Origin of the sequence: Glutamicibacter sp. BW80, assembly GCF_002332385.1 — a bacterium.
Taxonomy (GTDB): domain Bacteria; phylum Actinomycetota; class Actinomycetes; order Actinomycetales; family Micrococcaceae; genus Glutamicibacter.
This window is the reverse complement of the sequence record NZ_NRGV01000017.1, coordinates 99,536-116,311: the sequence shown is the minus strand read 5'-3', so window position 1 is coordinate 116,311 and position 16,776 is coordinate 99,536. Positions and strand designations below refer to the sequence as shown.

Below are 16,776 nucleotides of genomic sequence, written 5' to 3'. Positions count from 1 at the left end.
CTCACTCAGCTTCGAAGCACGCACGCTACGGAGGCCAGCGTGAGTAGCCTCTATGATTTCCCGAAAATGCCGCAGCCGTATCCTGATGCTAGCCCTTGGTATGACCTGTCGAGTCTCGTGCTCAATAACTGGGCTGCTGACCCGGTGAACTTCCCATTCATGGCGAAGATCGACGGAAACGAAATCAGCATCTACCTACGCACACGGCGCGGAACTGACCGGTTCATAACAAGCGAACTGCCAGACGAAATCATCCCGGCTGGCGACCGAGTTTTCGGTGCGTATGCCGCAGCACCCGGCGATATAGCGTTTTGGATGCGAACGGACGGGCGAACACAAATCTTCTCGATAACGGGAAGCTACCCGGAACTCACAGACGGCACCCTGAGTAACTACGTCGTGGAATCAACCTACCTTCGGAGGACAGTATGAGTCTTTCAGCTATTCCGCAGCCTTATCCTGACCGTGAGCCGTGGCTGGATTTGCATGAGTACGCGATCAATAACTGGCACATGCTCGGCCCGTCTTCGTCGTTCAACTTTCTAGCGAAGGTCACGGCCAACGAGGTCACCTTGCAGTTGCACACTCGCGGGGGAACGGCGCGACAGATCATTAGCGCGCTTCCTGATGAACTACTGCCCGAAGTTGGCGGTTCAGCGGTTCGATACTGGACGTTGCCTGCCTTCCAATACGGTGTCGGCACTGTCGTTCTAGAGCTACATGCAGACGGCACTTTGCATCTCCCATATTGGGGCGGTGGCATCGCGGACGGCACGAACAAGAACGTTGTCTGCCAGGCAACCTACGTTCGGCGAAGTTAGCAAGGGGGTATCGTGCGCCTACAGCAGCCGATCTACGTTGATAAGCCTGTCGCGTCGATCAAGCTAAAAATCAGCGCTACCGACATTCCAACCTCGGCCAGCGTCACGATAACCGACATTCAGTTACAGGCCGGTGAGCAGCCGACCGGCATCGTGCCTAACCCCGCTGAGGTCGGAACAACGATAGGGCGGGCGCAATACCGCAACGGGGTAATCAACCCCGGCTTGCAAGTCGTCGCCCTATCCAACGCAGACAAGGCCGCGCCCGTATACATGCGAATTCGCGGCAAGGGCGTTACCCGTGTGGGCGCATACAAATTCGGGGCTCTCAACGGCGTTGCCGAAGTTGATGGCCTCAATCACTACGCCTCGCAAGGCTACGGGCGCGCACCGATCATCACCGAGCGCCAAGACCTCACACTAAACACAGTCCTGACCGGACGCGCACACCTACAAGCTTCATGGAATGAGAGGTCATAATGGCGAACGTTTGGGCATGGGTTGGCCTATCTTGGACTGACCGAATCCGCCTAGTGCTAGATCAGTACGGCGACCGAATCACCGACCTATCAATCTTCGGCTGGATCGTCGGCAAAGACGGCACACTCACCGAAACATTCGACCCCGCGCAGCTCGACGCATACCGGGCAAAATGGCCGCACATCCGCTGGTGGGGTTGCTTCCGAAACATGGATGACCCCATAGATGGGCCATACACAATCTTCGAAGCGTTGCGCGACTCAGCCACCGCCCGCACCCGCCTCGCTGATCAAGTCGAAACCAAAATGTTCGACATGTACCCGTGGCTATACGGCGTAGATTTGGACATGGAAGCGGGCGGAAACACACGCTCAGCGGATTCCGAAGAACTGTTTCGAGTCGTCACCAACCGGGCTCACTCGCTCGGCAAGAAAGCATCTGGCGCACTACCCGCACTCACCGCGACCGGCTCAGTCGGTGGCGAAAACTGGGTGCGCTACAAACAACTAGGGCAGATACTCGACCACGTTTCGATCATGTCCTACGACTTCGCTTGGTCCGGTAGTGCGCCCGGCCCGGTATCTCCCGGCTTCTGGCTTGAACAGGTTTACGATTGGGCGGCCTCGCAGATCGACCCCGCCAAGGTCAGCATGGGCCTACCGCTCTACGCCTACTTCTGGTCAATCCACGACTACCCGGCATCATGGGGAGCAACCCGGCGCGGCGTGTCTGGCACGTATTACAGCGCATGGCAATACTTCACCGGAGCGCGCCCCTGGTCAGACACAGGCACACACGAAGCTATCGGATGGTTATGCTACCGCGACGAATCGAGCCGCTCACTTTTTGGTTATTTGGACGTTTACGACTGGCTAGAGGCCACGCAATGGGATTCAGTGTCTGGCGCTGTCGGTGGCGAATTCCAAGGCAAGCAATACGCGGTCAGGTACGGGCAACCGGCAGCTGTGCCGATTTGGGGTGTCACTGACAACTCGGTTGGTAGTTCGCGGATTGATTACAAGATGCGCGCCGAGCCGGTCATTGCATCCAACGGGCAGGCGGTAACCCCGAAGGTCGGCTTCACGCTCACAACTGAGCTAATCCAGCGCGAAGCGATTGCCGCGACAATTATTGACGATTATGCGTCGAGTAGCCAGCAGCTCAGCAACGTTTACAGTGAGCCTTCGGGCGCGTGGGCTTTCGAGCAAGTTACCGACACGTATAAGCAATATCGGGGCACAGGCGAACTCGTTTTTGACAACGCGTTCGGCGCGCAGTCACTCTATGCAATGGCACGCTTCCAGTTCGCGACGGGCGGCACGTTCTCGGTCACTTCGCAAGGCATCACCGCGGAGCTCACGAACACTGGCACTCTACGTCTCATGCGAGGCTCCACAGTTCTCGGCTCAACGAACGTCGGCGCGCAGCAGGTCGGGGGAGCCGCGCAAGTCGGTCGGTGTGTGCTCGCGTTGCGGGTGCGTGAAGGCTCGGCCCGCGTGTACTTCTCCAACGCTGAAACAACGATTCCTATGCGCCTCGAAGCGACCACCACACCGCCCGGAGGCGCGACGGGTTACAAGTCGACTGGCATCGCATGGATCGACCATATTTACTTGGGCGACGGGTGGCTCTACCAGCCACGCGAAGCAATCGAAGTAGAGATAAACGGCCAACGAAAAGTCCTCGGCCGCGTCGAGCGAACTAACGTCACATGGGATTCGCAAAACAGGTTCAGACCAAACAACGACGTGGAAGAATCCGCAACCCGCGAAACCGGATACGCACTCGACTGGGTGTTCGCTCACTGGAAGGATCTGCCAATCAACGCGGGCATCGAAACGACAGTCACCATTCGTCCGCTCGATCATGACGTTTGGATTGGACGGCAGCTAATCGGCGACCGAGACGGATTCTCCGAAGTCTGGTTCACGGACGCGCAAACAATAGTTCACTGGTTGGGTCGGGCGGTACTTGACTGGGGGCTGCAAGGCTGTGCGCTGTGGAGTTTAGGCCAGGAAGATATTCGGCTGCACGAGGCGCTTGCCGGAGGCTTATTGCCACCTGAAAGCAAACGCCTGGATGAATAGGTGAACAACAATTTTGAAAGGTAATAATGCCCCAGTGGCTAGTTGATTTGATGGAACCTGAGCGGCTGGTCACGGTCGCACTAATCTTTTTCGTGCTGTATCTGTTCGGCAAAACGGTTGGCAAGAATTGGAAGTTTGTCTCCAATTTCGTGCGCCTCGTGAACACTCTGGTCGGGGATGACAAAAACCCCGGCATAGGCGTTCGTATGGAACAGCAGTCGAAAAAGCTGGACAAGCAAGCCGAAGTTCTCGAACGTGTGCGCGCACAGGTCGAAAACGATCACGACACGAATTTCCGTGACGATAACGACAAGTTGCAGGCAGCTGTTGAAGACCTGACCAGCGAGTTCAAGGCCCACGTTGCTATCTCGAAAGCCAAGGATAAAGAGGGCGACGAGAATGCTTATCGTGTCGCTGTTCTTGCTGACAAGGTAAACAAGATTCAGCCGATTGTGGAGAAGCTTGGAGCTACGTGGGGAGACAAGCCACGGAATATCCAATCCCCAAGAGTCCATCCACCAACCGAATAGACCTACCGCCCGCGAGGCGGTTTTTTTATGCCCTGACACCACACGGTGCGGGGCTTTTTTCATGCCCGAAATCATTTGAAAGGTGGCCTTGAAATGGCACTTACTCGACTTGGCTGGGATGTTATTACGTCCGGCTCCAGCCCGCGACTCACCAACCTGACTTGGATCACTGGCAAGGTTCGCAAGGGCGACGCTCACACGATCCTCGACTACCTCGGAAAGCGCTTCGACGCTGAGGTGGAGAGCATTCGCACGGACTGGTCGTGGGGTTACGCCTACCGCAACGTTCGCGGCGCATCTATGCATTCTGAGCACGCAGCCGGTACCGCCGTTGACTTCAACGCCCCGTTGCATGGCCTCGGCGGTGTCAACACGTTTAGCGGCGCGGAAGAGAAGGCTATCAAGCACATCCTGAAAGACCTGGACAACTCTGTTCGGTGGGGCGGCAACTACGGCGGCCGCAAGGATGAAATGCACTTCGAGCTGCAGGGCGGCGTCAAGCACCTTGCACGCGTGGCGAAGCGTATCCGCAAGAAGCAAATCAAGCCTTCCGGCACCGTGCCGGTTGCATCCAACCCGCCAAAGAACGCGGCACCAACTGTCCGTCCAACCGATTACAAGAACCTCGCCGTTGACGGTGTGTTCGGCAAGGCAACCGCTGAGGCGACTCAGATTCTCATGTCGCAGATTGGCCTTTATGAGCGGGCTATTGACGGCGACGCTGGCCGGTACACATGGGAAGCCGTGCAGGAATGGCTCAATGGGCTCGGTTATTACACGCGTGCTGTTGACGGTCAGTTCGGTTACCACTCGATTGTGGCCTTGCAGCTGTTCCTTCGAAAGAAGGGCCCCTACCCAGCTTCGAAGTGGTTGGCTGACGGCAAGTTCGGCCCAGCAACGGTCGAAGCCTTCCAGCGGTATTTGAACCAGCAGAACGGCAGCTAGCGACTCCACCGGCTCGGCGTGCGCGGTGACCCCGTGTTTCCGCGCATGTCGGGTTATGTCGCGTTTTAGACTAAACATTTTTACGTAACAGTCGTGAAATTTTCTAGGTCTACCACGCTTGTCAATACTTATAATTCCTCCTCACAGATTGGACTTTCCCAATGACTAATTGGACTGCACTCATTCCCGCCAAAATCCGCACCGCCCTCTACATCGGCTTCGGCATCCTGTCGCTGGCACAGACCGGCATCTTGGCTTACACCTCGGCAGTCGGCTCCACCGCCCCGGCATGGGCTATCGGTGGCGGCGCGGTGCTCGGTGTCATCGGCGGCGCGTTCGGCTTCGTCGCCGCTGGCAATACCAACATGGCCAAGCCCCTAGAGCTCGATCATTCGATCACGCTCGCAACGGAATTCCCGGAGCCGCCCGCCCTGCCTGACGAGACGCTGGCACAGGCACACGAGGCTAAGCGCGCTTACCCGGTATCCGAACCGCATGCGCCGACCGAAGCCGACCTAGAGCGCTACGAAAAGTAGCCCCTAACAAACCAACCCCGCACCAAACGGTGACGGGGTTTTTCTACGCCCAAAACGGGCAGAATGTGAGTTACAGAATGGCTAAGCTTCCTGCAAAAGACCTACCTATAAACGGTTATGTGTCGAAGCAGTTAATTGTCAACATCCAGCACTGGCTGAAGGCACGAGGATACTACGCCCAAGCTCGTGAGTGTGACGGAGTATGGGGATACTGGACTACCTATGGAATTCAGGGATACTTACGAACCAAGTATCTGCCTGGATACCCAAAAACCCGCGTATACGCCGGACTCGTTGATGGAGTTTTCGGCAACATGACCAAGGGGGCAATGGGTGACGCCGCCTACTACGTGCTTGGCGGCAGCTACATGAGCAGCTATTGCGCTGGTGGCTCCTGCACAATTGGCTGGCACCACACCGCTGTTGTCAAAAGCTGGCAGTATTTCCTGAATCGGAATACCTAAGCGCGAAAATCCCCCACGTGAGCTTTTGCTCGCGTGGGGGATTTTCTTCATTTAAGACATATTCGCACATTCCATGTTCCCCGAAGTTTTCCCGTCTTCGGAGGTGAATGTGGAAGTGAAGCTTTTGCGGTCTTCGCCAATGAGGGCGCAAGAGACGGTTCCAGGTGGAACGCGCAGATCGAGGGAAGTCCATTCGTTACCCTCGACGCGCACCACAATCTCATTTTCAGAAGGTGCAGACCATTCGAGAATTTTCACGAATTCGCCTTCTAGGCCGGGGTCAACTTTGGGGAGCATAACAACGTGGCCAGCCTTGTATGCACCCCGGAAACCTTGTGAATTCTTTTCGTTGTATTCATCCCATGCCGCATATTCCTGAATGGCCAGCTCTTTGAGCTCGCTTGTTGCCCCGCTGAACTTGATCCCAGTATCAGTTGGCACGTGAGAAGCGCTCGGCGTGGCGCTCGGCTCGACGGCCTTCGACACTGCCTGAGCCGTTTCCGAGGCGCTGGGCGTGGCTGTGGCGCTTGGCGTGGAATCAGCGGACTGATTGCCCGCAGTACACCCGGCAAGAGCGAGGGCGGCAATTAGGGCGAGCGGGGCTAATTTCTTCACAGCGGGTTTCCTCCAAAAGATTTTGATACGAGTCTAACGGGCGCGGGCGACAGTTTGCCAGAGAGTTACTTTTCCCAGTCCATGCGGGCATCTGGGATTCGGTCGATAATGCGCGCCGCTATTGCGAGCCACCAGCTAGCGGGGCGGTCTTCGCTAGCTGGCGGGAAGTCGGGTTAGATGATCCCGTGAGCGCGACCGCTGTTTACGAAGTGACGCCCCTTCGCGGTGAGTTCAATCTTCATAGCTTCGTAGTTCTTTGCGATGAATCCGCGACGCTCTGCCACTCGAACAGCTGCGCGATCTTCCACCTTTGGGCGGTTGCCGTCTGCGACGGTGTTGAGGATGCGGGTTACGGATTCAAAAGCTTCGTTGGTATTCATTGTTTCCCCTTGCGCTAATTCCGGCCTGTCTGCCGTGCTTGTAATTCCAGTCTAGCGCGCTAGACGGTACGAGTCAAGCGCGCTAGACAATCGGTAGGAAAAGTCGCTAGGGTGAGTATATGGAACTTGAGAACGAGCTACGAGAGTTAGCCAAAAAGCGCGACCGGGCAACCGAAGCAATCGCCCAAATCGACAAGGAGATTCGCGCCCGTGTAACCGAAGCTCTAAAAGCCGGAATGTCTGCCGTTGAAGTCGGTAAGAATCTTGGCATTTCTCGCGCCCGTGTCTATCAGATCAAGAATGGAACTCGCTAAATGCGTCACTCTCAGCGACCCGTTTTTATTCGCGAATGCACCGAGTGCGGGGCGGTGTTCAATACGCTCTGGCACAACGTCACGCGTTGCGGTAATGAGCCGTGCGACTACTGGCACATTCGAACTAGCGCGCTCATGCGATACGCCTCAAAGCACGGGGCGCAAATTGTTGAACGTGTCCACCCCCTCGAAGTTTTAGAGCGGGATAACTACACCTGCCGAAGGTGCGGCGAGCCGATAGTTATCATTCGATCAAACGCCCTGGAAGCAGAACAATTCTCTATCGACCACATCATTCCCCTTGATTCGAAGGGGGCGCACACGATAGACAATCTGGCCTCCACACACATGCGATGCAACTCGGAAAAGGGGCATAAGGTCACGGCTCGCGAAATGGCTCTAACCGCTACAAGCCATGATGCTTAAAGCATCACAGCCTAGAACAGCCTAGAGGTAGCCTAAAGCGAAACCGCGGAATCCCGGCGAACTTAGACATGGCCAATGTTGCGAATAGGTGTTATAGGGGTTTTCAATTCTCCCCATCTCCACGTATTTTAACCCCGGGATCCTCGTGATCCCGGGGTTTTCTTTTGCACGACGGCCTAATTGGCTTGGCTATTGGCCGGGCGACTATGGCTAATCACGGAATGCGGCAGCTCGATACAGTTCCGTTAGTTTCTTTCAATACAGGCCCGGGACATCCTCGCGAAGAATGGTAACGCTATTGCTACCATCCTGCGTTGTCAACGTGACGCGTTGCAGCTCCGGCGACTCATATCCCACCCCCGACATCACGGCTTCGGCGTACGAATGCGCGGCTTGAAGATTGACCCAGTAGGCGTCCTGGACGGTGATCACGAGTAAACCTGTCTCCGGCGATTCCCAGCCGATGGTTCCGTGCTGCGGAGTCCAGCCCTTGAAAGCCGCGAAACTTCGAGCTCCCCGACCATTGAGATACTGGTTTATTTTCTCGTCGGCCCATTGCTGCGGGTCCTCCGGCGTGGTGAGCTCATTGGCGTAATAGCGCAGCTCGGTGGAGCCGGTGTTGGCTTCGGTTCCCTTCTCAACGGCGGGCATCGTCCGCGGTCCCGGGGTTACTTCATATGCGGTGCAGCCGGCGAGGGACAAGGCAACTACCAAGGGGAGCGGAGCTAATTTCTTCACGAGTTCTTCAGTAGACATCGACACGAGTGTATCGGTCGGGGACGACAATTAGTGCCCGGAGTTGCAGTACCTTAACCAACTTCTCAGAGGTTTCGTGGGCAACGCATTTGGCCGACAATTCCTGCGATCAATATACCAGCGGATAGGGCTGTAAGCGGACATGAAAAACTGCCCATAGGTGGCCAAATAAATGCCCACACGCGGCCAACAAAACTGCCCACTGACGGACAGCAGTAATACCCATCCACGGCCAGTGATCTTTGCCCACTGATTTCGTAACCACCCACTTTCTCACCACCACGCCGCCACGGCAGGTATGAGAGCGGGGCCCCTTCCATCGGGTTTGATGAAAAGTACCAACAACTCATCAATCCATGGTTCTGAAAGGAGCCCCTCTATGAAGTCTGACGGAGAAATCATGGAAATCCTTGCAGCGTACGACCGGACCGGGTCGTTTCGCGCCGCAGCCGCAGCCGAACTGACCGGATGCTCGCATCACACAGTCGCCAAACACGTCAAAGCCCGTAACGCGGGCGCCCCAATCCCCACGGTGAAACCCCGGGTGAAACTCACCGACACTTTTCGGGACAAAATTGAAGAACTCATCAAAGCAACAAGCGGCGTCGTGCGTGCCGACAAAGTCCACGAAACCTTGGTCAGCATGGGCTTCACCGGCTCAGAGCGCTCCACCCGCCGCAGCGTTGCGGAAGCGAAGCTCGCGTACCGGCTAGGAAACCAACGTAATCATGCCCCGTGGGTCACCGAGCCAGGGCTGTGGCTTCAATACGATTTCGGGGACGGACCGGTCGTGGACGGAGTGAAAACTGTGTTGTTTGTTGCTTGGCTGGCCTGGTCACGCTTCCGCGTGGTCATTGCGTTACCTGACCGGCAGGGCCCGACGGTGTTCGCCGCGTTGGACCGCACGTTCCGCTTGCTCGGCGGAGCACCAACTTACGTGCTGACAGACAACGAAAAAACGGTGACCGTCATGCACGTTGCCGGCATCCCGGTCCGTAACCGGTCCGTAGTAACGTTCGCCCGCTACTACTCAGTCAGTGTGCTGACCTGCGAACCACGGGACCCTGCGACGAAGGGCGGGGTGGAGAACGCAGTGAAAATAGCGAAAGCAGATCTGGTACCTACCGGCACTAACCTGCGTGAAGCGTACGCGTCCTTCGAAGAAGTTGAGCAAGCGTGCGAGCAGTTCATGGCGCAAGTGAATCAGAAGAAGCACCGTGCTACAGGGCAAGCACCGATGGATAGACTCACCGCCACCGAGCAGTCCTTATTGCACGCGGTCCCGGCCGACCCGTTTACCTTGGCTTTAGGTGAAAGCCGCAAGGTTCCGATGAACACGTCAATGATCACCTATGAAAATGCCCGCTACTCCGTTCCGGGAAGCCTTTTGGGTCAGAGCGTTTGGGTGCGCACCGTCGGGGTGGGGCACCACGCGACAGTGATTATTGTTCATCAGGGCGTTGATGGTCCGGTGCAAGTGGCCTCTCATTCGAAGCTGGGGCCAGGAATGGTGGGCGTGAAATCGGAGCATTTCAACGGAAACCAAGACAAGAAAATCCCTGGGTTCAAAGAACCAAAGCCACGTAATCAGGCCGAGCGGGACTTCTGCCAGATCGGTGCCGAAGCGACCAGCTGGCTTACTGAAGCAGCCTCGACCGGCACTGACAGGATCCTAGTGAAAATGGCTGAAGCGGTGAGCCTGGCTAAATTGCACGGCGCTGCCCCGGTGGATCGTGCCTTGGGCTTGGCCGCAACTCATCACCGTTTCGGATATGAGGACCTACGTTCCCTCCTCGCCTCCGAAGTCACCCGGGAACAGCCAGCACAGCAGCAGGCCAGCGAAGTAAATTCTTTGACTCAAGGAACTAGATCTTGGGCTGATTTTGGAGTTATCGAACCGGAAGAAGAACAGTAAAATGGCTATCACCACCACACATACGGCCCCGCTGCTCCCGCCTGAGATTGAGCAGCAGTTACGTGCTTTGAGGATGCCTCACGCACGCGTGGCAGCACCTGAGCTGTTGGCAACGGCGAAATCCCAGCGGTGGGAACCGGTCGAAGTATTGCGAGCGTTGCTGGAAGAAGAGATGGCAGGTCGTTCCCGCTCGGTGACTGCGACCCGTCGCAAAGCTGCAGGTTTCCCCTTGGGGAAGACGTTTGATACGTGGGATCCTGCGCTTTCAACGATTCCGGTGGCTACGCAGCAAGCGTTGCGTAGCTTGGAATGGGTGCAGCGTAAAGAGAATCTGGTGCTTGCAGGACCGTCAGGGACCGGCAAAACTTTTTTCCTTGAAGCGTTGGGTCAGCAGGCGGTGGATCAGGGGATGAAAGTTGTCTGGTTCACGCTGGAGAAGTTAGCCGGGATTATCCGGTCGCACCGGGTGGATGCCACGGTGAACAGGGCTGTTGACAAGGTGCTTCGGGCAGATTTAGTCGTTATTGACGATATTGGCCTGTTGCCGGTGCCCCAGGATGCTGCTGAGGCTTTGTATCGGGTGGTTGATACCGCGTATGAGAAACGTTCGGTGGCGATTTCTTCGAATTTGCATCCGTCGGGGTTTGACGAGTTGATGCCGAAGACGTTGGCTACTGCGACGGTGGATCGGTTGTTGCATCATGCTCATATTTGCCAGACCAGTGGCGATTCGGTGCGGTTGACGCAGGCGTTGGCTGGGGTGGGGGTGAGCTCGTTGACGTAACCCATATCAATGGTGGGCTGTTGTTGTTGTTGATGGTCACTGCCATACTGGCTTTTATTGTTCAGTGGGCAGTGGTGGTGACCGTCAGTGGGCAGTTTTGTTGGCCATCAGTGGGCATTTTTCGTGGCCACCGTTGGGCAGAAACCAATGTCCCTTGACATGGGGCGGACGAATACCGGTCACCTATGGACTGCAATCGCGCGGAACATAGCAGTGACCAGAGTGATGATCGTTGATTGCGCAACGTTTACAACACCGAAAACTCCTGTCGCCAGCAGTCGTCGAAACACCGCTTCCAGGGCCCCTGCCATGTGTGGTTAAGATAGGTAACAAGGAGCCTTGCGAGCGAGTCATGTCGCGGGGCTATGGTTTAGCACTTAGACTTAAACAGAACGGCCAAGCCGACGGCCAGATCGCTGAAACGGAGTGAGATCGAAAACGATGGGTAAAAACGGTTCCCAGCGGGTATCACCGGTAATTTCGGCACTCTATGCTGTGGTCGCATTCCTCCTCGAAGTTGGTTTGCTTTTCGCCGCTGCGCTGGCCGCCATTGCTTTCATTCCGTGGCCGACGATTCCATCGATCCTCGTGGTCGTAGTGCCTTTGTTGATCATCTGGGCGCTGTTCTTCTCGCCTAAGGCGAAGTTCCGGCTCCGCTTGCGCACACGCTTGATGCTCATTCATCTGTTCTACCTGGTCGGTGCCTACGTGCTCTGGCTGAGCGTGGATCATTCATTCACCGATCAATCGCAAATCTGGGCGATCGCGATGCTGTCGTTGACCGGCATTAGCGCAATCCTGATCCTGGCCACCGGCGGATACGTGGTTCCACATGACCGCGAGAAGCGCGGTCCGGCCACCCCGCCCCCTGTGCAGGATGCCAAGCGCAGCCAAAATCGTGGACGCCGCGCGGCACGCTAAGTTTTCACGGCTAGTAATGAGGGGCTCGGTCAACTGACCGGGCCCTTGCTCGTACCCGCAAGGCGAGGTTTAGACGTTCAGCAACCAGCCCAGCAGCCCGGCGATTCCGGCAAATACCAGCGTGCCTAACAGGAACATGATGGCGCGGGCGCGGTTTACCTCGTAGAGCAGGTGGAAGCCGACGAAGAGGGTGCTTGCAGTGGTCAGCGAACCGCAGAACCCGGCAGTCAGCAACCATAAACGGTCCGCGGCAGATAAGGTGCCAGCGAAGCTGTCCCGGGTGAGCTCTAGTCCGTGAGCGTGCGCATAGCCAAGGAAAAGGCCCAGCGCGAAGGTGCCGACGATGTTGGCAGTGAGGATTCCCAGCGGCCAGCCACGCCAGAGGCTGTGGGTATCGTCATGGGTGGCGGGAAGCGCTCGGTCAAGCAGGTATCGTCCCACCGCGCCTAGCGCCCCAGCCAGCAGCAAGAGTCCGATCATGGGCGGCCCTTGGATGCTGGTACCAGACGGAGGATCACTCGGTGGGTGGTGAAGACCGCGGCAAGGCACAGCGTGACGGTCAGGGCCAAATAGCCCAGGTAGCCGGTGGCGCTCATCGCGGTGAAGAGCAGCAGCACGGTGGACAGGGTGGTGAATGCGCCAAAGAAACCGGTACCGGCGGCCAGCTGGAGCAGCGGATTCAATGGCCTGCGGGCGCCGTAGGCGCTCAGCCCGGCCAGGGCGGTGCTGCCCAGCACATTGACCAGCAAGGTCGACGCGGCCCACTCGTTGGCTGGCAGAAGCATGTCCACCCCGACCCGGGCGTAGGCTCCGAGTGCGCCGCCAATTGCTACCGCAAAGAGCCGGTAGACGGTCTGCCTGCGAATCACAGTTCGCGAACCCAGATCAGCGATGCCGAGATGTAATCCAAGCCGTGCGGAATCTCGATAACCGCTCCGGGGACGAGTCCCAGGTCCTTGGCGCGGCGCAGGAATTCCGGGTCCTCGTCGCTGACCCGGCAGATGACCGCGCGCGGTCCGTCGAAGCGGTCCAGCCGTTGCGCATCGCGTGCTGCGAGCACACCGGCGGCCGAGGGAATTGCGTCTCCGTGCGGGTCTACCGCCGGGTGGCCCAGCCGTGCGTGCAGTGCGTCGATGAATCGGTCGGTGACGGTATGCTCGAGCTGTTCGGCCTCGTCGTGGACCTCATCCCAGCCATAGCCGAGCTCATCGCGCAGGAAGGTCTCCAGGATGCGGTGCCGGCGCACCATGCGCAGCGCTTCGCGCCGCCCGGTGGCGCGAAGCGAGATGGCCCCGCGCGGGATATGGTCCACCAGGTTCTTAGCCGCCAGCTTCTGCACCATCGCGGTGGCCGAGGCGGGGGATAGGCCCAGCTGGTCGGCCAGCGCACCGGTGCCGACCGGGGTCTCTTCCCACTCGGTGAGCAGGTACAGCGCCTTGAGGTAGTCTTCCTCGCTGGTGGTCAGCTTGCGCGGATCATATCCGGGCATGGCTAGCCGCGGTTCAGGTAGGGCAGGATCGCGTCGTGCAATTTCGCGTTGCTGGCCAGCGCATTGCCGTCGTGGCAGCCCTCTACGCCGGCGATGGAGGTGAAGCGGCCGCCGGCCTCGCGCACGACGGGGACCAGCGCGGCCATGTCGTAGAGTTCCAGTTCCGGTTCGAAGGCGGCGTCCACCGCGCCCTCGGCGACCAGCGCGTAGGACAGGAAGTCGCCGTAGCCGCGGGTGCGCCAGGCCGTCCCAAGCAGTTCGAGCAGGCCATCGAGCTTGCCGCGTTCCTTCCAGCCGTTCAGCGAGGCGTAGGACAGCGAGGCGTCGGGCAGTTCGGCCACCGCCGAGACCGCCAAGCGGCGTTGGCCTTCGCTGCCCGGCTCGGTGACGAATGCCCCCAGCCCGGTGGCCGCATGCCAGCGGCGGGATAGCGCCGGAGCGGAAACCACGCCGAGCACCGGCTCGTCGTCGATGAGCAGCGCGATCAGCGTCGCCCACACCGGCACGCGGCGCACGAAGTTCTTTGTCCCGTCGATCGGGTCTATGACCCAGCGCCGGGACCCGGTGCCGTGCACCCCGAATTCCTCGCCGAGCACCGAATCATCGGGACGGTGCGCGGCGAGCTCTGCGAGGATCAGTTCCTCGGCGCCGCGGTCCGCGTCGGAGACCGGGGTCATGTCTGGTTTGGTTTCCACCCGCAGGTCGTTGGAACCGTAGCGGGCCAAGGTGAGCGCATCGACCTTATCGGCCATCGCCAAGGCGAAATCAAGGTCTTGCTGCAAGGTGTATTCGGCCATGGTGTGGTGGCGCTAGAGCGCGCCCAGCTCCTTCTCGTGCGTGGTGTCCTCGGTGGTGATCAGTCGGCGGTAGGAAGCCAGCCGGGAGGCGGCGGCCGGAGGCGTTTGCGGATCCTGCACCCAGGCTTCCAGCGCGCAGCCGGCGGCGTTGGCATGGTGGTTGCAGCCGCGCGGGCAGCCGGTGGCGATATCTGCCAGCTCCTCGAAGGCGCCCAGAATATTATCCGGATCCACCAGGCCCAGCCCGAAGGACCGGATGCCGGGGGTGTCGATCAGCCAGCCGCCGGCGGCCTCGCCCAGACGCAGCGCCAGCGCATTCGATGAGGTGTGCCGGCCGCGGCCGGTCACCGAGTTCACCTGCCCGGTGGCACGGGTGGATCCGGTCAGCGCGTTGACCAGCGTGGATTTGCCCACCCCGGAATGGCCGAGCACCACCGAAACGCAGCCCGAGAGCAGTTCTTCGAGTTCCTCCAGCGCGCCGACCGCTAGCCGGGCGCTGGATCCGTCGGCACCGCGCGCATCCACGCCGGTGGCCTCATCCCCGGTGGTGCGCGAGATGACTACCGGCAGCGCCAGCCCCTCGTAGTGGCCCAGGAATTCGGCCGGGTCCTTCACATCGGCCTTGGTCACGCAGAGCACCGGCTGGATCCCGGCATCATAGGCGGCCACCAGGGCGCGGTCCACGAAGCCGGTGCGCGGCTCGGGGTTGGCGGCGGCGACCACGATCACCAGCTTGTCGACATTCGCCACGACCACCCGCGCGGTCGCGTCGGTGTCATCGGCGCTGCGGCGCAGCAGCGTGGTGCGTTCCTCGATGCGCACCAGCCGTGCCAGGGTGTCCGGCTTGCCGTTGGTGTCGCCGACCAGCGCCACCAGATCCCCGGGCACGACCGCCTGGCGGCGCAGCTCGCGGGCGCGCGCGGCGACCACGATCCGCTCCTCGGGCGTGTCCTCGTCCAGGATTGCCGTGTAGCGGCCGCGGTCCACGGTGATGATGCGTCCGATGACCGCCTTCTCGTAGGCCGGGCGCTCCTTGGTGCGCGGGCGGGAGCCCTTCTTGTTGGGCCGGACCCGCACCGTGAAATCGTCGTATTCGCTGTAGCTCATCAGCCTGCCTGACCCGGTGCGCCGGGCGCTGCGGTGCTGGCCATCTGCGCCCAGAGCTGCGGGAAATCGGGCATGGTTTTTGCGGTGGTGGCGATGTTCTCCACGCGCACCCCTTCGATGGCCAGACCCAGCAGCGCGCCGGCGGTGGCCATCCGGTGGTCCTCATAGCTGTGCAGGTCCGCCGCCTGCAGCGCCCCGGGTTCGATGCGCAGCCCATCCTCGGTGGCGCGCACCCGGGCGCCCACCTTGGACAGCTCGGTTTCCAGCGCGGCGAGCCGGTCGGTTTCGTGGCCGCGCAGATGCCCGATGCCGTGCAGCGTACTCGGCGCATCGGCCAGCACGCACAGCGCCGCCAGGGTGGGAGCCAGTTCGGAGGCGTCCGCGTAGTCGATCCCGTGGATGGTTCCGGAACCGCGCACCGAGAGCACCCCGTCCGCGGAGCGCGAGACCTCGGCGCCCATGGCGCTGAGGATCTGCACCCATTTGCCCCCGACCTGGGTGGTGTTTTCGGGCCAGAAAGGCACCCGCACGGTGCCCGCGGTGGCCAGCGCCGCGGCCAGGAACGGTCCGGCATTGGACAGATCGGGTTCCACGGTGACGGTGAAGCCGGCGATGGCGCCGGGGGCGATCTGCCAGCCGCGCCCGTCGGCGTCTTCCGCGACCGCAACGCCTAGCTCGCGCAGCGTGGCCACGGTCATCAGGATGTGGTCGGGGCTGGCGATATGCCCTGCGGCGGCCCGCAGGTGCAGCCCGCCGGGCAGCGCATGCCCGATGAGCAGCATCGCGGAAATGAATTGGGAGCTGGCCGAAGCGTCGATGGTGACCGATTCGCGCGCGGCCACCGCGGAGGCATCCATGGTGAAGGGCAGCATGGAGGGCTGTGCGTGGAAATCGAATCCGACGCCGAGCGCGGCCAGCGCGTCAAGCACCGGGGCCATCGGGCGCACCCGGGCGGCGGGGTCCCCGTCAAAGTGGACCTTCGCCCCGGTGACTGCCGCCAGTGCGGGCACAAAGCGCATCACGGTGCCGGCCAACCCGCAGTCCACGCGCGGGGTTTCGGCGCCCGCGGGGCCACCGGGGGTGAGCACCACCGTGGTGGAGCCGTCCTCCTGCGCGGTTCGCTGAACGCGCACGCCGAACTGCTCCAGGGCGCGCAGCATCAGTTCCGTATCGCGGCTGATCAGCGTGTTGTGGATCGTGGAGGGTGAATCTGCCAGCGCGGCCAACACCAGATACCGGTTGGTCAAGGATTTCGACGCCGGAACGCTCACCGTCGCATCCAGCGCGCCGGAGGCAAAAGGTGCCTCCCACCAGTTCAGCTCGCTTCCATGAGTGCTCACAGAGATAATCGCACTTCCTTCAAATCAGCCGTCGGACTCTTGGCACAATTCTAGCCGAGAGCGTGGCGG

21 protein-coding genes are annotated in these 16,776 nt (G+C 59.9%); 12 read left to right on the top strand and 9 right to left on the bottom strand.

Annotated elements, in window-relative coordinates; translation table 11 throughout:
- The first annotated feature begins 39 nt into the window (after positions 1 to 39).
- The 8 genes from CIK76_RS04805 to CIK76_RS04770 all read left to right on the top strand — a co-directional run bounded on the left by CIK76_RS04805 (position 40) and on the right by CIK76_RS04770 (position 5,863).
- Positions 40 to 432 carry a hypothetical protein gene (locus CIK76_RS04805; RefSeq protein ID WP_096283993.1) on the top strand — a complete coding sequence of 131 codons (393 nt, stop codon included), beginning with the start codon at positions 40 to 42 and terminating at the stop codon, positions 430 to 432.
- The gene (locus CIK76_RS04800; protein ID WP_096283991.1) at positions 429 to 821 is read left to right on the top strand and encodes a hypothetical protein; all 393 of its coding nucleotides are present in this window, start codon (positions 429 to 431) and stop codon (positions 819 to 821) included. Before CIK76_RS04805 ends, CIK76_RS04800 begins: the two co-directional genes overlap by 4 nt.
- Before the next feature lie 12 nt (positions 822 to 833).
- Positions 834 to 1,301 carry a hypothetical protein gene (locus CIK76_RS04795; RefSeq protein ID WP_096283989.1) on the top strand — a complete coding sequence of 156 codons (468 nt, stop codon included), beginning with the start codon at positions 834 to 836 and terminating at the stop codon, positions 1,299 to 1,301.
- Positions 1,302 to 1,354: 53 nt separating this feature from the next.
- Positions 1,355 to 3,388, top strand: a complete 2,034-nt coding sequence (locus CIK76_RS04790; protein ID WP_176484090.1) for a glycosyl hydrolase family 18 protein — start codon at positions 1,355 to 1,357, stop codon at positions 3,386 to 3,388.
- A 26-nt stretch (positions 3,389 to 3,414) separates the two neighbouring features.
- Positions 3,415 to 3,918 (top strand): DUF2746 domain-containing protein, encoded by a 504-nt coding sequence (locus CIK76_RS04785; RefSeq protein WP_096283985.1) that lies wholly within the window; start codon positions 3,415 to 3,417, stop codon positions 3,916 to 3,918.
- A 93-nt stretch (positions 3,919 to 4,011) separates the two neighbouring features.
- Positions 4,012 to 4,863 carry a M15 family metallopeptidase gene (locus CIK76_RS04780; RefSeq protein ID WP_096283983.1) on the top strand — a complete coding sequence of 284 codons (852 nt, stop codon included), beginning with the start codon at positions 4,012 to 4,014 and terminating at the stop codon, positions 4,861 to 4,863.
- A 161-nt stretch (positions 4,864 to 5,024) separates the two neighbouring features.
- Positions 5,025 to 5,399, top strand: a complete 375-nt coding sequence (locus tag CIK76_RS04775) for a hypothetical protein (RefSeq protein ID WP_096283981.1) — start codon at positions 5,025 to 5,027, stop codon at positions 5,397 to 5,399.
- 77 nt (positions 5,400 to 5,476) lie between these two features.
- Entirely contained in the window at positions 5,477 to 5,863 is a 387-nt protein-coding gene (locus CIK76_RS04770) for a hypothetical protein (RefSeq protein ID WP_141393461.1), read from the top strand.
- A gap of 51 nt (positions 5,864 to 5,914) precedes the next feature.
- Here CIK76_RS04770 and CIK76_RS04765 read toward each other — a convergent pair whose 3' ends face one another.
- The gene (locus CIK76_RS04765; RefSeq protein WP_096283977.1) at positions 5,915 to 6,478 is read right to left on the bottom strand and encodes a hypothetical protein; all 564 of its coding nucleotides are present in this window, start codon (positions 6,476 to 6,478) and stop codon (positions 5,915 to 5,917) included.
- 173 nt (positions 6,479 to 6,651) lie between these two features.
- Positions 6,652 to 6,858, bottom strand: coding sequence for a hypothetical protein (locus CIK76_RS04760; protein WP_096283975.1), 207 nt, complete (start codon positions 6,856 to 6,858; stop codon positions 6,652 to 6,654).
- Between the two features lie 119 nt (positions 6,859 to 6,977).
- Between CIK76_RS04760 and CIK76_RS04755 the strand changes: the two genes are divergently transcribed.
- Complete coding sequence (locus CIK76_RS04755) at positions 6,978 to 7,172, top strand: helix-turn-helix domain-containing protein (RefSeq protein ID WP_096283973.1); 195 nt, start codon at positions 6,978 to 6,980, stop codon at positions 7,170 to 7,172.
- A gap of 681 nt (positions 7,173 to 7,853) precedes the next feature.
- Here the strand turns inward: CIK76_RS04755 and CIK76_RS04745 are convergent.
- A complete protein-coding gene (locus CIK76_RS04745) occupies positions 7,854 to 8,354 on the bottom strand; it encodes a hypothetical protein (RefSeq protein WP_141393460.1) in 501 nt (166 codons plus the stop codon).
- Positions 8,355 to 8,733: 379 nt separating this feature from the next.
- Between CIK76_RS04745 and istA the strand changes: the two genes are divergently transcribed.
- From istA to CIK76_RS04730, 3 genes are all read left to right on the top strand, one after another.
- A complete protein-coding gene (istA, locus tag CIK76_RS04740) occupies positions 8,734 to 10,269 on the top strand; it encodes an IS21 family transposase (RefSeq protein WP_096283967.1) in 1,536 nt (511 codons plus the stop codon).
- A 1-nt stretch (position 10,270) separates the two neighbouring features.
- On the top strand, positions 10,271 to 11,053 hold the full coding sequence (istB, locus tag CIK76_RS04735; protein ID WP_096283965.1) for an IS21-like element helper ATPase IstB: 783 nt from the start codon (positions 10,271 to 10,273) through the stop codon (positions 11,051 to 11,053).
- Between the two features lie 441 nt (positions 11,054 to 11,494).
- Entirely contained in the window at positions 11,495 to 11,974 is a 480-nt protein-coding gene (locus CIK76_RS04730; RefSeq protein ID WP_096283963.1) for a DUF2568 domain-containing protein, read from the top strand.
- 69 nt (positions 11,975 to 12,043) lie between these two features.
- Here CIK76_RS04730 and CIK76_RS04725 read toward each other — a convergent pair whose 3' ends face one another.
- The 6 genes from CIK76_RS04725 to aroA are packed head-to-tail and all read right to left on the bottom strand — an operon-like array spanning position 12,044 to position 16,707.
- A complete protein-coding gene (locus tag CIK76_RS04725; protein WP_096283961.1) occupies positions 12,044 to 12,454 on the bottom strand; it encodes a CrcB family protein in 411 nt (136 codons plus the stop codon).
- Complete coding sequence (locus CIK76_RS04720) at positions 12,451 to 12,843, bottom strand: CrcB family protein (protein WP_176484089.1); 393 nt, start codon at positions 12,841 to 12,843, stop codon at positions 12,451 to 12,453. The genes CIK76_RS04725 and CIK76_RS04720 overlap by 4 nt, the downstream gene beginning before the upstream one ends.
- A complete protein-coding gene (locus CIK76_RS04715) occupies positions 12,840 to 13,463 on the bottom strand; it encodes a metal-dependent transcriptional regulator (RefSeq protein ID WP_096283957.1) in 624 nt (207 codons plus the stop codon). Before CIK76_RS04715 ends, CIK76_RS04720 begins: the two co-directional genes overlap by 4 nt.
- Before the next feature lie 2 nt (positions 13,464 to 13,465).
- Entirely contained in the window at positions 13,466 to 14,260 is a 795-nt protein-coding gene (locus CIK76_RS04710) for an inositol monophosphatase family protein (RefSeq protein ID WP_096283955.1), read from the bottom strand.
- 12 nt (positions 14,261 to 14,272) lie between these two features.
- A complete protein-coding gene (gene rsgA / locus CIK76_RS04705) occupies positions 14,273 to 15,367 on the bottom strand; it encodes a GTPase RsgA (protein ID WP_096283953.1) in 1,095 nt (364 codons plus the stop codon).
- On the bottom strand, positions 15,367 to 16,707 hold the full coding sequence (aroA, locus tag CIK76_RS04700) for a 3-phosphoshikimate 1-carboxyvinyltransferase (protein ID WP_255248350.1): 1,341 nt from the start codon (positions 16,705 to 16,707) through the stop codon (positions 15,367 to 15,369). The genes rsgA and aroA overlap by 1 nt, the downstream gene beginning before the upstream one ends.
- Positions 16,708 to 16,776: the final 69 nt, after the last annotated feature.